Genomic DNA, 13,310 nt, shown 5'->3' on the forward strand with positions numbered 1-13,310 from the left:
GATAGGGTCTTCCGGCACAACCCTTGGGGGCCGGAATGGTCGATGGGGAAGCGGTCGTCTCGATTCGCGAGCGGCTGTTGAAGGAACGTCATGCGCTGCTCGATCTGTCGACGCGCAACCGCCTGTTGAACACGCCGCTGCGGACCAGGAATAATCGCGCCGTCGAGATTGTCGACGAGAAGGCCGAGGAGGTCTTCCGGCTGCTGACGGCCAACAAGGCCTTGAGCTTCCTGCCCGGCGTGCCCCTCACAGAGCAGGAGCGCGCCGAGCTCGACCCGGACGACGACGTCACCGGCGGCATCCCGCAGCCTGACGACGAGGCGCTCGACGAGCGGGGCGTGGCCTCCCGGCATGCCGACACGCGCCTGCAGACCAGGCTCACCTCGGAGGGTCTGCAGAAGCGGCTGTTCGATGTCTGGTACGATGCCCAGACGCTGGAGCAGGAACAGGGCGTCAACATCCTGTATCTGGCACTCGGCCTGTTGCGCTGGTTCGACAGCAACAACTCCGACGTCGCGCGCCACGCGCCCCTGGTGCTCCTGCCGGTCAAGCTGGAGCGGGCGAGCGCCGCCGACCAGTTCAGGTTGCGCTGGCGCGAGGAGCCGCCCTCGCCCAACCTGACGCTCCAGGCCAAGATGAAGGCCGAGTTCGGCCTCACGATCGAAGGTTTCAAGGACGAGGACGAAATCGATCTGGCGGCCTACTGCGCCCAGATGGCCGAGACGGTCGCGACGCAGAAGCGGTGGGAGGTGCTGCCCGACGCCATGGTGCTGGGCTTCTTCTCGTTCTCGAAATTCCTGATGTACCGCGATCTCGATCCGGACAACTGGCCCCCGGGGGCCGGCATCGATACGCAGGCGACGGTCACGGCGCTCCTGCGCGACGGCTTCCCCGAGAGCGCCCCCTTGATCGCCGATGACGCAGCCATCGACGACGTCATCAAGCCCATCGATCTCACCCATGTCGTCGATGCCGACAGCTCGCAGACGGTCGTCATCGCCGAAGCGGCGGGTGGCCGCTCGCTGGTGGTCAAGGGCCCGCCGGGCACGGGCAAGTCGCAGACCATCACCAACATCATCGCCGCCGCCGTGGCGCGCGGCAAGAAGGTGCTGTTCGTCGCGGAAAAGCTCGCGGCGCTCGACGTCGTCCACCGGCGTCTGCACCAGGTCGGCCTCGGGCCGCTGACGCTCGAGCTGCACTCCAACAAGGCGAACAAGCGCGCGGTGCTGGACGACCTGAGGCGGACGCGCGACATGCAGCCGCGTGCCCCGCGGGGCGACCCCGCGGTGATCGAGAAACTGGGCGACACCGGCGCTGCGCTCAATGACCTGGCACGGCGGCTCAACACGCCGCTGACGCCGAGCGGGCTGACGCCGCGGGCGGTGCTGGGCCAGCTGGTGCAGGCCGAGGACGCCGGCGCCCCGGACGGCTTCGCGCTGGTCGGCGCCGAGAACTGGGACCGAATCGCCGTTGCCGAGCGGCGCGCCGTCGTCGCGGACGTGTCTGCCCGACGCCGCGCTCTCGGCTCGGTGCCCGACAACATCTGGCGCGGCGTGCGCTGCGATGCCCTCGATCCGGCCGAGCGAAGCGCGCTCGGCGTGCGGATGGCCCAGCTCGGCGAAGTCCAAACGACGGCGGAGGCTCATGCGCAGATCGCATCCGAGATCCTGGGCGCGCCGCCCGCCCGCACGGTCGGTGATCTGGCGACGGCGCTCGCCTTTCTGCTCACCGTCCCGCTGCCCGCTGGAGTCGATCGCACGGCGCTGACGCACCCCGGCTGGGCGGACCTCGACGCGCTCAAGAGGCTCGTGGACGCAGGCCGGACCCATGCGCTGCGCGACGCCGACGCCCAGCGCGCCTTCAACGGGGTCGGCCGCACGGCCGACTATGCCGCGATCCGCACCGCCGTCGTCACCAAGGGCCGGAGCCTGTTTCGCTTCCTGGACGGCAACTATCGGGCACAGATCGCTCTCCTGCGATCCTACCTCACCCAGCCATTGCCGAACCAGCAGGCCGAGCGCCTCGCGCTCATCGACGGCATGATCGCGGCCCAGGCCGCCAAGGCGGCCTTTGCCGCGGCCGAGCCCGACGGCGCGGCCTTCGGCGCACTCTGGAAGGGGGCGCGCTCGGACTGGGACCAGCTCGACGCCGTCGCCACCTGGCGTATCGCGCACGCCGCCCTACCCGCGGAGGTCTGGCCGGTACTGGCGCGCACCGGCGCGCTTGCCACGATCGAGACCGCCCGCGACGGCTTGTCCCGATCCCTGGCGGAGCTCGCCCAGTTGCTGACCGCGCTAGCCTCCGAGCTCGATCTGGATCTCGGCCGCGCCTTCCGCTGCGCCGACATCGCCGGCGTGCCGCTGGCCGCCCTGTCGGAGCGGCTGCGGGCCTGGCGGAGCGACCTCGAAGGGCTCAGCCACTTCATCGGCTTCGCCGCTCGGACGCGGGAGCTGGCCAGCCTCGGCGCGGCGGCGCTGGCCGATGGCGTGCATGACGGACTCCTGGACCATGAGACCCTGGCGCCGGCGTTCGAGCGCGCCTACGCCGAGGTGCTGCGCCAGGCTTTGTTCAAGGCGTGGCCTGAGCTTCGCAGCTTCGACGGCGACCGTCACAACACCCTCGTGGCCGCGTTCCGCGAGCTCGACGTGAGCCGCATCGGCCTCGCTCGCGAACAGATCGTCGCCGCCCACGCCGACAGCCGCCCGCACGGCGCGGCGGGCATCGGGCCGCTCGGCGTCCTCAACGGCGAGATCGCCAAGAAGCGTGGGCACCTGCCGATCCGCGCGCTGCTGGACAGGGCCGGTCCGGCTGTCCAGCAATTGAAGCCGGTCTTCATGATGAGCCCACTGTCGGTGGCGCAGTTCCTGAAGCCGGGCGGCGTCCATTTCGATCTCCTGGTGATGGACGAGGCCAGCCAGATCGAGCCCGTCGACTCCCTGGGCGCCATCGCCCGCGCCGACCAGATCGTGGTGGTGGGTGACGAGCGGCAGCTGCCGCCGACCACTTTCTTCAGGAAACTGACCGGCGAGGAGGATCCGGAGGAAACCGATGAGGGCATCACCATCCAGGCCAAGGACGCGGAGAGCATCCTCGAGCTCTGCCTAGCCAAGGGCGTGCCATATCGGATGCTGAACTGGCACTACCGCTCCAAGCACCAGTCGCTCATCGCCGTCTCCAACCGCGAGTTCTACGAGAACAAGCTGTTCATCGTGCCGAGCCCCTTCGATGCCGTGTCCGGCCTGGGGCTGAAGTTCAATCTGCTGACGGACACGGCCTACGATCGGGGCGGCACGCGGACCAACCCCAAGGAGGCGCGCGCCGTCGCGGAGGCCGTCATCCGCCACGCCGGCGCCCATCCCGATCAAACCCTCGGCGTCGCCACCTTTTCGGTCGCCCAGCGCCAGGCGATTCTGAAGGAGCTGGAGCTGCTGCGGCGAGCCCACCCCGACGTGGAGGAGTTCTTCGGCACCGCCTCCCACGAGCCCTTCTTCGTCAAGAACCTGGAGAACATCCAGGGCGACGAGCGCGACGTGATCTTCATCTCGGTCGGCTACGGCAAGACCGAGACCGGCTACCTCGCCCACGCCTTTGGCCCGCTCAGCGGCGAAGGCGGCGAGCGACGCCTGAACGTGCTGATCTCGCGCGCCAAGCTGCGCTGCGAGGTGTTCTGCAACTTCACCGGCGCCGACATCGACCTGGAGCGCTCGCGGGCGCGCGGCGTCGCCGCGCTCAAGCTGTTCCTCACCTTCGCCGAGACCGGCCAGTTCGGTCTGGGCGAGGCGACGGGCGAGGACTTCGACAGCGAGTTCGAGATCCAGGTCTGCGAGCGCCTCCAGGCACGGGGCTACCACGTCCGGCGCCAGATCGGCGCCGCCGGCTTCCGTGTCGACCTGGCGATCTGCGATCCGGACAAGCCCGGCCGGTTCGTTCTCGGCATCGAATGCGACGGGGCGCAGTTCCACGCCTCACGCTCGGCCCGCGACCGCGATCGGCTGCGTCAGCAGGTGCTGGAAGCGCATGGCTGGATCATCCACCGGGTGTGGAGCGCCGACTGGTACCTGCGGCCGCGCGCCGAGCTCACGAAGCTCGAGAATGCCATTGCCGCAGCCCGGGCCGAGTGGGCGGCCAGGGACGAAGCCGGCGTCGAGCGCCTCCCCGCCGCGACGCCGCTGTTCGCGATCGAGCCCGCCGATGAGCCCGAGGCCATGACCGCCGTCATCGACGCGCGGACGGCCTTCGTCGCGGAGCGCCGCGGCTATGTCGAAGCCGACTTTGCCGTGGACCGCAGCATCGAGCCCCATCAGGCATCGCTGGCGGACATGACGGCCCATGTGGTCGTGGTGGTCGAGACGGAGGGCCCGATCCACCTGGACGAGATCGTCGCCCGCATCCGTATCCTGTGGGGCCTTGCCCGCGCCGGCTCACGCATCCGGGCGGCCGTCGAGAAGGCGGTGAACGCGGCCGTGGCGCAGCGGCTGATCGAAGGCGGCCCCTTCTACCAAGCGCCAGGGCAGGAGATTACCGCTCGCGATCGCTCACAGGTCGCCTCGCAGACGTTGCGGAAGCCGGACATGCTGCCGCCCGCCGAGATCGATGCCGCGATCGGACGCGTCGTCGACGAGAATTTCGGCGCGCGGCGGGACGAGCTCGTCCAGGCCGTCTCGCGCCTGTTCGGCTTCTCGGCCACCAGCGCCCAACTCCGGACGGTCCTGGTGGAGAGACTGGAACATCTGACGGAGACAGGCGTCCTGACCAGCAAGGGCGACCTGCTCGTGCGCAGCAGGATCGCCGCATGAGGACGCCTCGGCCGGAACCACGTCGGCAGTCCCCTCTCTGGAGCTCACCATGTGCCGCAACATCCGCACGCTCTTCAACTTCGAGCCGCCCGCGACGGAGGACGAGATCCGCGCCTCGGCGTTGCAGTTCGTCCGCAAGCTGAGCGGCTTTGCGCACCCCTCGAAGGTCAACGAGGCCGCCTTCGATCGTGCCGTCGACGAGGTCTCGGAGGCGGCTCGCCGCCTGCTGACGTCGTTGGAGACCGGGCAGCCGGCCCGCGACCGTGAGACGGAAGCGGCCAAAGCGCGCGCCAGAGCCAGAGCGCGCTACGCCTGAGGCGCCTGCCCCGATTGCGCTGCCCATCCCCATGGCGCTCGACGCGGCCGGGTATCGTTCGTTCGACTGCGCCGTCCCGGCGTCCGGCACCGGCCACGGCGAGGCGAAAGCCGGTTCCCGCTTCACGTGGGATGCTCTAAGAGGGCGCCTCCGGCACGCGGCTGCCGCGGCTGATCAGGGGAGGATCACACGATGACGCAACAAGGCCCGGGCTTCGCCACGCTCGCCGTTCACGCCGGCGCGCAGCCAGATCCGACCACCGGAGCGCGGGCCACGCCGATCTACCAGACCACCTCGTTCGTCTTCGACGACGTGGACCATGCCGCTTCGCTCTTCGGCCTGCAGGCGTTCGGCAACATCTACACGCGCATCGGTAACCCGACCAACGCCGTGCTCGAGGAGCGCGTGGCGGCGCTGGAGGGCGGCACCGCCGCGCTCGCCGTCGCGTCCGGCCATGCCGCCGAGTTCCTCACCATGCATGCGCTGATGCAGCCCGGCGACGAGTTCATCTCGGCCACCAAGCTCTATGGCGGCTCGATCAACCAGTTCAATCACTCCTACAAGAATTTCGGCTGGAACGTGGTCTGGGCCGATCCCGACGATCCCGCTGCCTTCGAGCGCGCGCTCAGCCCGCGCACCAAGGCGATCTTCGTCGAGTCGATCGCCAACCCCGGCGGCGTCATCGTCGACATCGAGGCGATTGCCGCCATCGCCAAGAAGGCCAAGGTGCCGCTCATCGTCGACAATACGATGGCGACGCCCTACCTGTGGCGGCCGTTCGAGCACGGCGCCGACATCATCGTCCATTCGGCGACCAAGTTCCTGGGCGGCCACGGCAATTCGATCGGCGGCGTCATCGTCGACGGCGGCACCTTCGACTGGGCCGGCGACGAGCGCTACCCCATGCTCTCCAAGCCGCGGCCCGAGTACGGCGGCATGGTGCTGGGCGAGACCTTCGGCAACTTCGCCTTTGCCATCGCCACGCGCGTGCTGTCGCTACGGGACCTCGGCCCGGCGCTGTCACCGTTCAACGCCTTCCAGATCCTCACCGGCATCGAGACCCTGCCGCTGCGCATGCAGCGCCAGTCGGACTCCGCCCTCGTCGTCGCCGAGCACCTCGCCCGGCACCCCGCGGTGTCCTGGGTCAGCTATCCCGGCCTGGCCGGCGACGCCTATCATGCGCTGGCCCGCAAATACGTGCCCAAGGGCGCCGGCGCCGTGTTCACCTTCGGCCTCAAGGGCGGTTACGAGGCAGGCGTCAAGCTGGTCGGCGCGCTGGAGCTGTTCTCCCACCTCGCCAACATCGGCGACACGCGCTCGCTGGTCATCCACCCGGCGTCGACGACGCACCGGCAGCTGGCGGATGCCCAGAAGATCGCGGCGGGCGCAGGCCCGGACGTGGTCAGGCTGTCGATCGGCCTGGAGGATCCGGCCGATCTCATCGCCGACTTGGACCGGGCGTTAAGCGAGGGCTGACACGGACAGGGAGGGGCGGAGCTTGCCCGTCCCTCCCGCCCGGCCACGCCCTGGCCTGGCCGCCCCCCGCGATCGTACGCAAATCAGATGCGCCGGGGGTTCCGTCGAACCAGACGCTGTTCCTGCGCCGGAGCTTTGAACAGGCGCCGAAGCACCACCGCCGGGGAGGCCTTCTGGGCGACGGTCGTGGACACGATAGCGGTCGCCACTACCCCGATCGGAACGCCAGCCGGCTGGATGATCGTTACCATGACGTGCTCCAAGCACATGCGCCCGGGCGAAACGCTCGCCCGCACGCCGTTACAGCTCGGTGCAGTCGGCTTGACGAAGCCTGCCCCACCTTGCCGACGCCGCTGCCGGCGCGACGTGAAGATTGCCCCGGGCCACCGCCCGCCGCGGTGTCCGACCGCACGCGAAAGACCGTGGCGTTCCTCTTTGTTCCTCGTGCTGATAGAATTAGGTCGAAAAGCTCAGCGGATCACCGCCGGGCAAATATGGTCGGGGATGATCGCGTGACGAACGAGCAGGGGTGGCGCCGGCGAGCCGGGCCGCGAGGAGCAATTGCGGCCGCAGCGCTGACACTCGCGATGACGCCGGCGTTGGGCCAGCCGATCCGGCCGGCCGATCGCGTCGCCTCGGTGCACGAGCTCTACGTCGGCCCGGCCACGGCACAGCGCACGGCGGCCGGTGGCGCCTGCCCGACCAAGCCGGTGCGTGTCGTGTACGCGGGCTACGGCGAGCCGACGACGGTGTGCCCCGACAGCTATGCCAACGGCAATCTGAGCCAACCCGGCCCGGACAACCGCTGACGCGCGAATCAGTGCGCCGGCAGGACTGACGTGCGTGGTGCGAGCCCGGCTCCGGCAAGGCCGGTGCGCCGCGCATGGATTACCGCCGCGGCCAGCACCGCTACGGCGCCCAGCTGGTGCAGCAGGCCGGCCCACAGCGGCACCTGCAGCAGCAGCGTGGCGATGCCGAGCCCGGCCTGCAGGCCGACGATCAGCGCAAGCATCGCTGCCCGGTGGGCTGCCGGCCCGCCGGCCGCCTGGCGCCACGCATCGACGGCATGCAGCAGCGCGAGCGCGAGTAGAACATAGGCGCCGACGCGATGGTCGAACTGCACGGTGGCCACGGTGCCGACGAGGTTCAGCCACCACGGCGTGAGCGGCAGCAGCACCTCGGGGCCCGGCATCAAGCGGCCATCCATCAACGGCCACGTATTGTAGATCAGGCCAGCATGCAGCCCGGCGACGAGCGCTCCGAGGCCGATCTGCACGAACGCGAGCCCGACGAGCAGCCAGGCGGTGGCGCGCAGGCGCGGGGAAGCCGCCGGCTCGGCCCGCGGCCTGAGCCCGACCCAGACAGCCAGCACGGCGGCGAGCACCAGGCAGGCGGCGAGCAGATGCAGCATCAGCTTCACCGGCGCAACGGCGGTCATGCCCGGCTGCAAGCCCGAATGGACCATGATCCAGCCGATGGCGCCCTGCAGCCCGCCGAGCGCGCCGATGCCGGCCAGGATCCACAGCAGGCGGCCGCGCACCGTGCCGCGCATGGCGAAGACGACGAGCGGCAGGAGGTAGACCAGCCCGATCAGCCGGCCGAGCAGGCGATGCGTCCATTCCCACAGGAAAATGAACTTGAACTCCGAGAGCGCCATGCCGGCATTGAGCAGCTTGTACTGCGGCGTCGCCTGGTACTTGGCGAACTCCTCGGCCCAGGCCATGTCCGACAGGGGCGGAATGGCACCCGTCACCGGCTTCCATTCGGTGATCGAGAGGCCCGAGCCGGTGAGCCGCGTCGCGCCGCCCAGGACGACCATCGCAACGACGAGCAGCGCCACGACGACGAGCCACGCCCGCACGGCTCCCATCCGATCCGCGGCGGGAGTTGCGGCCTCCGGCGCCGCGGACGACTGGGACAGGACGGACATGGTCATGGACCGGAATTAGGTCTGTGGCGCATCCAGGGCAACGCGTGCTACCGCCGCAGCCGGATCAGGAGTCGTCCGTACCGGCGGCCGGAGCGCAAGCAGGAGAGACCATGCCCCGCAGCCAGCGCAAACTCATCGGCTCGATCGGAATGATCATCTTCGTGGTGGTCTACGCCCTGGTCGTAATGGTGGTCGCCCAGGGCCGCATCCAGGACGCGCCCAAGCTGGCACAGACGGCGTTCTTCTTCGTCGCCGGCCTCGCCTGGATCATCCCGCTGCTGCCCCTGATCCGCTGGATGGAGCGCGTCGACCGCGACGGCTGATGCGGCCGCCACCCCAAGGCCAGCCACCGCCCTTGGACGGGGCCCGAGGCGGTGCCGGTTGCGGATGCCCTGGCGTTGCGAGTTGACACGCCTGCAGCAACAATTCGGCTCCGGCGCCTGAATCGGCCCGCGCCACGGCCTGTTGCCGCCTCGCGCGGGCCTGATTTCTGCCCGAAAGCTCGGCAGAGTAGCGCCCAACCCGACGTGGTACCGCTGGCGAGGTTCCCGTGCTCGAACTGGCACATCGTATTCAGGTTGAGACACCGCGGTTTGCCGTGCACCTGTTCGTCGGAGCGTCGGCGCTGTTCGTGGCTGCGATGGTGCAGCACAATCTCACGCGCGCCGCCAAGCCGCCGCGGACGCTGCCGTCGTTCACCTCCATGGCGGCCGACGGCAAGTTCGAAGCCCGGTCCAACGGCACGTTGGCCTTCGACGTGGGGCGGGGCCTCAACCTGATCCCACAGCCGCCGAGCACGTTCAGCTTCGCAGCCGATCTCGGCGGCCGCGACTTCCCCGTCCAAGTTGTGCGGATCGCATCGGCGCGGCCGATCGCCGACGCCCCCGTTGCCGCCACGACGCCACGCGCCAAGGCCACGCCGACCGCGCCGCGGACGCCGGCCGCAATGCCGCTGACCACTGCGTCGTTGACCACCGCGTCGTTGACCTTGGCGCCGCTGCCGCCGCAGCGGATGTTCGAGCCCAAGCCTGCCGAGCCCGATACCCTGACCGACTTCACCGATCGGATCCTGGCCATGATCGAGGACCAGGTCCGTCCGGGCAAGCCATCGCCGCGCCAGCCGGCCGCGCCGGCGCGGCTCACGCTCGAGGGGTCGAGCACCGCCCTCAGGCCGCCGCGCCCGATCCCCGGACCGGTCGCCCTCGCCGATCGTGAGCGTCGCCGCGACGGCGGTTTCCGGCTGAACCTCGACGCGGTGTCGCCGCGCGCGCTCGTCGATTCCGGCATCGCCACCCTGCGCGAGGTCGGCACGACGTCCGATCGGCTGATCGGCCGGCTGCTCAACTGAGCGAAACAAGAACCTCGGTCTTATCTGCGCACCCGTGAGGTCTAAAACGCCTCGCCGACCCCGCTCGGCCGCGAAGAGGACCTGGCGGGGCGAACGCTATTGCCGTGCCAGCCGCGCGTTGGTGCGTTCCAGGCGCTTGGCGAGCTCGCGCATCACGGCGATGGCCATCTGCGGGAACTGGCTGAGCAGCTCGATGAAGACGTGCTTGTCGATGCGCAGCGCGATGACCTCGCCCTGGGCGGTGACCGTCGCCGAGCGCGGCGTTTCGGCCAACACGGCCATCTCGCCGACGAGATCGTTGCGGCCGAACTCGGCCACCTTGAGCTGGCCGTTCGGCGTCTCGAGGAGCACGTGCGCGACGCCGTCGAGAATCACGTAAGCCGCGTCGCCGGCGTCCCCCTGCGAAAAGAACCGCTGGCCGGGCGCGAAATTCACCCGTTCGCTGGTGAAGGCGAGCAGCTTGAGGCGCGAGGCATCGATGTCCTTGAACATCGGCACCAGACGCAGTGTCTGCACTTCCGTTTCGAGGGTCATGTCCCATTCCCCACAATGGCGGGCTCGCGCGGGGCGCTCCCCCGGTCCTGCTCGTCCTGCCGTCTCGGCTCGTCCTGTCCGCTCTGCTCGCCCTGGGAGGCGCGGCCTCCGCGAACGATGTGCGGCTGCGTTCCTTCGAAGCGCACGAGCATCTCGAAATGCCGTGGATCGGCAAGGTCCTCCCGCTGCAGCACAGCGACGATCGACTTGTCGCGGAGCCGCTCCACGATCGCCTCGAGCATCGGCTTGATCTGCGTGTCGCCGAAGGCCGAGAAGACGCCGTCGAGGATGAGCACGTCGGGCTGCTTGGCGAGACAGCGGCCGAGGTAGACCGCGGCACGCTGCTGCTGCGACAGCAGCCGGCCGGCCGGCCCGATCTGATAGTCGAGGCCGACGCGCTCGACGTCGAGCCTGAGCCCGAGCTCGTCGATCAGCGCCGTCATCATCGCCGTCATCCGCGGCTGCGCGTCGGCGACGTTGTAGGCGACGCGGCCGAACAGCAGGTTGTCGCGCAGCGGCGCCGCCCCGCAGACGGCCGCGTCGTCGTAAAACTCGACCATGCCCTTCCAGATGCTGTCCTCGAGCGCCTTGTGGAAGGCATGCCGGGCCTTGAGCACGCGTTCACGCAAGCCGTCGTCCAGCATGCCGAGACGGTGGCGCGGCTCGATATAGTCGAGCGGCAGGGCGATCAGCCGGCTGCGGTCGTCGCCGACGAGGCCCGCCTCGCCCCGTGCCGTCCAGCGGCGCACGATCTCGTCGTATTCGTCGAGCTCATCGGCGGCGATGAAGGAGAACTGCTCGAACAGCGGATGGCCCGAGGGCAGGTCGCGGAAGATTTCCGACATGGTCGTGGCGATGCGTGCGCCGATGCGCAGCAGGTCGGGCGTCAGCCGGCCGGCATCGAGCACCTTGCGGACCACCGGATTGGCCGCAAGGCCCCGCCCCTTGAACGGCTGCCCGAGCGGCACGCCGAACAGCAGGTTCTCGCCGATCGTCGCCTGCGTGTTGTAGCGGTCGATGTCGAATGTCTCGACCAGATGGGCGACGTCCGCAGCGGCCATGCGCTCGCGCAGCTGATGGCGGGCCTCGACAAGGCGCTCGGCCAGTTCCGGGTAGCGCTGCGGATCGACCCGGCCGAGCAGCCCGAAGCGGAACAGCGTGTCGTGCAGCCCGACCATGTCCAGGATCTTGATGAGATACTGGTCGAGCTCTCCCTCGTTGGCGACGCCGAGCGCAGCGAAATCGATCCAGTTCCCGCTCGGCGTCGGCAGCGGATTGCCGGTCCGCAGCGCCTCGCTGCGGCGGATGCGCTCCGCATTGCTCTCGACATCGTCCCCGAGCCTCGGCTGCCGGCGCAGCCCGTAGATCAGATTGTCGCGCAGCGAGCCCGGAAACAGGACCGGGTCCGGGCCGGCGTAGGCGAGGCGCCGCCCGATCACCGATTCGGATACGCGGGACAGGTCCTGCCCGCCGTAGAGGATGCGGCCGCCGTAGTCGGTGATGCGGCGCGCCAGCACGCGGGCCACGGCGCTGGGGGCCTGGCTGGCGTCGCCGACCAGGGCCAGATGCACCGGCAGCGGCTGCTCGAAGCTCAGATGATCGAGAATGGGCGAACCGTGCGGATCGGTGATCCGGAGGTCCTCGGCCTTGACCGGGCCGACGAGATGCGGCGGCTCCTCGACCGGCTCGAACATCTCGGGCGGGAACAGCCGGTCCGGCGAGAATTGCTGGACCACCTGATCGTACTTGATCTGCACGTCGAGACGCTGCTGGTCCCAGTCAATCAGCTCCTTCAGCGGCGGCGGCAGGTCGCGATAGGCGGCGATGACGGCGACGAGCTGGCCGATGTCGAGCGTCCCCTTGAGCGCGAAGTAGCCGCCGACGGCGTAGAAGAAGAACGGCGTGATCTGCGCCAGGAGGTTGTTCAGGAACTTGACCATGAACTTCCACTTGTAGATGCGGAAGCGCAGGTCGAAGAGCTCGTAGAGGCGTTGCCCCATCTCCGCCTTTTCCCAGGCGGTGGCGTCGTGCACGTGGACGGCCTCCAGCCCGTCCACCACCTCACCCACCCTGCCGGCGAGTCGGCGCGACAGAATCTGACGCTGCTTGCCAAGGCGCAGCTGGATGCGGCGCATCCTGGGAATGACCGTGAACTGTATGGCGACCATGCCGCCGGCGATGACGCCGAGCCAGAAGCTCTGCATCAGGATGAAGGCCATGGCGGTCAGCGCCTGCGAGCCCAGCAGCATGGGCGCGACCAGCGCATCGCCGATGAAGCCGCCGATGGGCTCGACCTCGTCCTTGATCATCGTCGCCGTTTCCGACGACTTGACGGTGCGCAGCGTCTCCGGCTGGAAGCGCAGGGTGATGGAGAACAGGTCGAACCGCAGGCGGCGCAGCATGCGCTCGCCCAGGGCGCCCTTGGCGACGTTGATCCAGTACTTGAACGCACCGTTGATCAGCACGAAGAACAAGAACAGGCTCGACAAGCCGAACAGCAGAGCGAGCTGGCCGACATCGAAGCCGTGGAACAGCTCCACATGACGGCCGCCGAGAAAGCCCGGGAGGTTGAAGCTGATCTCGAAGAAGGTGGTGGAGGTCTTGCCGCTCTTGAACGCGCCGCCCTGGATCGCCTCGTTGACGATGCGCTTGGGCAGATCGAGCGACCAGTAATAGAACGGCAACGACGCCAGCACGACCGCGAAGATGACGAGCTGATCGCGGCGAGAGTGGCGCCAGATGTACCGGAACAGGCTTCGCTCCAAAGCCCTCTCCGCGGGTTTCGACAGCCGACAGGCTGAGTTAATGGCAAAATCGACGAATGCAAAGGGCCCCCTTCAGGGGGGATGCGTCGGTCGGGAGACGTGCTAACGTAGCGCCAGCTACGGGAGCCGAATGCTTCCGCGATCC

The 13,310-nt window shown here is 69.0% G+C and carries 10 protein-coding genes; 6 read left to right on the forward strand and 4 right to left on the reverse strand.

Translation table 11 applies throughout. The features are described 5' to 3' along the window. Positions 1-35 precede the first annotated feature (35 nt). The 3 genes from ACZ5PO_RS29745 (at position 36) to ACZ5PO_RS29755 (ending at position 6,588) form a co-directional block, all read left to right on the forward strand. Entirely contained in the window at positions 36-4,796 is a 4,761-nt protein-coding gene (locus ACZ5PO_RS29745) for a DUF3320 domain-containing protein (RefSeq protein WP_464185915.1), read from the forward strand. Between the two features lie 49 nt (positions 4,797-4,845). Continuing rightward, a complete protein-coding gene (locus ACZ5PO_RS29750) occupies positions 4,846-5,112 on the forward strand; it encodes a DUF2277 domain-containing protein (RefSeq protein ID WP_464185918.1) in 267 nt (88 codons plus the stop codon). Positions 5,113-5,304: 192 nt separating this feature from the next. Beyond that, positions 5,305-6,588: an O-acetylhomoserine aminocarboxypropyltransferase gene (locus tag ACZ5PO_RS29755; protein WP_464185919.1), complete on the forward strand. Its 1,284-nt coding sequence runs from the start codon at positions 5,305-5,307 to the stop codon at positions 6,586-6,588. An 83-nt stretch (positions 6,589-6,671) separates the two neighbouring features. On the opposite strand, the gene ACZ5PO_RS29760 is transcribed toward ACZ5PO_RS29755, so the two are convergent. After that, entirely contained in the window at positions 6,672-6,839 is a 168-nt protein-coding gene (locus tag ACZ5PO_RS29760) for a hypothetical protein (protein ID WP_464185921.1), read from the reverse strand. A 336-nt stretch (positions 6,840-7,175) separates the two neighbouring features. On the opposite strand from ACZ5PO_RS29760, the gene ACZ5PO_RS29765 reads away from it, so the two are divergent. After that, a complete protein-coding gene (locus tag ACZ5PO_RS29765; protein WP_464185923.1) occupies positions 7,176-7,397 on the forward strand; it encodes a hypothetical protein in 222 nt (73 codons plus the stop codon). Between the two features lie 8 nt (positions 7,398-7,405). Here the strand turns inward: ACZ5PO_RS29765 and ACZ5PO_RS29770 are convergent, their stop codons facing one another. Continuing rightward, the gene (locus ACZ5PO_RS29770; protein ID WP_464185925.1) at positions 7,406-8,524 is read right to left on the reverse strand and encodes a COX15/CtaA family protein; all 1,119 of its coding nucleotides are present in this window, start codon (positions 8,522-8,524) and stop codon (positions 7,406-7,408) included. A gap of 104 nt (positions 8,525-8,628) precedes the next feature. On the opposite strand from ACZ5PO_RS29770, the gene ACZ5PO_RS29775 reads away from it, so the two are divergent. After that, on the forward strand, positions 8,629-8,841 hold the full coding sequence (locus ACZ5PO_RS29775; RefSeq protein WP_464185927.1) for a DUF2842 domain-containing protein: 213 nt from the start codon (positions 8,629-8,631) through the stop codon (positions 8,839-8,841). A gap of 227 nt (positions 8,842-9,068) precedes the next feature. After that, positions 9,069-9,866, forward strand: coding sequence for a hypothetical protein (locus ACZ5PO_RS29780; protein ID WP_464185928.1), 798 nt, complete (start codon positions 9,069-9,071; stop codon positions 9,864-9,866). Between the two features lie 96 nt (positions 9,867-9,962). On the opposite strand, the gene ACZ5PO_RS29785 is transcribed toward ACZ5PO_RS29780, so the two are convergent. After that, on the reverse strand, positions 9,963-10,400 hold the full coding sequence (locus ACZ5PO_RS29785) for a Crp/Fnr family transcriptional regulator (RefSeq protein ID WP_464185930.1): 438 nt from the start codon (positions 10,398-10,400) through the stop codon (positions 9,963-9,965). Further along, positions 10,397-13,165, reverse strand: coding sequence for an ABC transporter transmembrane domain-containing protein (locus tag ACZ5PO_RS29790; protein ID WP_464185931.1), 2,769 nt, complete (start codon positions 13,163-13,165; stop codon positions 10,397-10,399). Before ACZ5PO_RS29790 ends, ACZ5PO_RS29785 begins: the two co-directional genes overlap by 4 nt. Positions 13,166-13,310 lie beyond the last annotated feature (145 nt).

The sequence above is a fragment of the Chelatococcus sp. KU-N122 genome, from assembly GCF_055391085.1.

Bases quoted from the DNA above. Each gene is read 5' to 3' on its own strand.
- ACZ5PO_RS29745 (WP_464185915.1), top strand. From the start codon at position 36: ATGGTCGATGGGGAAGCGGTCGTCTCGATTCGCGAGCGGCTGTTGAAG.
- ACZ5PO_RS29750 (WP_464185918.1), top strand. From the start codon at position 4,846: ATGTGCCGCAACATCCGCACGCTCTTCAACTTCGAGCCGCCCGCGACG.
- ACZ5PO_RS29755 (WP_464185919.1), top strand. From the start codon at position 5,305: ATGACGCAACAAGGCCCGGGCTTCGCCACGCTCGCCGTTCACGCCGGC.
- ACZ5PO_RS29760 (WP_464185921.1), bottom strand. From the start codon at position 6,839: ATGGTAACGATCATCCAGCCGGCTGGCGTTCCGATCGGGGTAGTGGCG.
- ACZ5PO_RS29765 (WP_464185923.1), top strand. From the start codon at position 7,176: ATGACGCCGGCGTTGGGCCAGCCGATCCGGCCGGCCGATCGCGTCGCC.
- ACZ5PO_RS29770 (WP_464185925.1), bottom strand. From the start codon at position 8,524: ATGACCATGTCCGTCCTGTCCCAGTCGTCCGCGGCGCCGGAGGCCGCA.
- ACZ5PO_RS29775 (WP_464185927.1), top strand. From the start codon at position 8,629: ATGCCCCGCAGCCAGCGCAAACTCATCGGCTCGATCGGAATGATCATC.
- ACZ5PO_RS29785 (WP_464185930.1), bottom strand. From the start codon at position 10,400: ATGACCCTCGAAACGGAAGTGCAGACACTGCGTCTGGTGCCGATGTTC.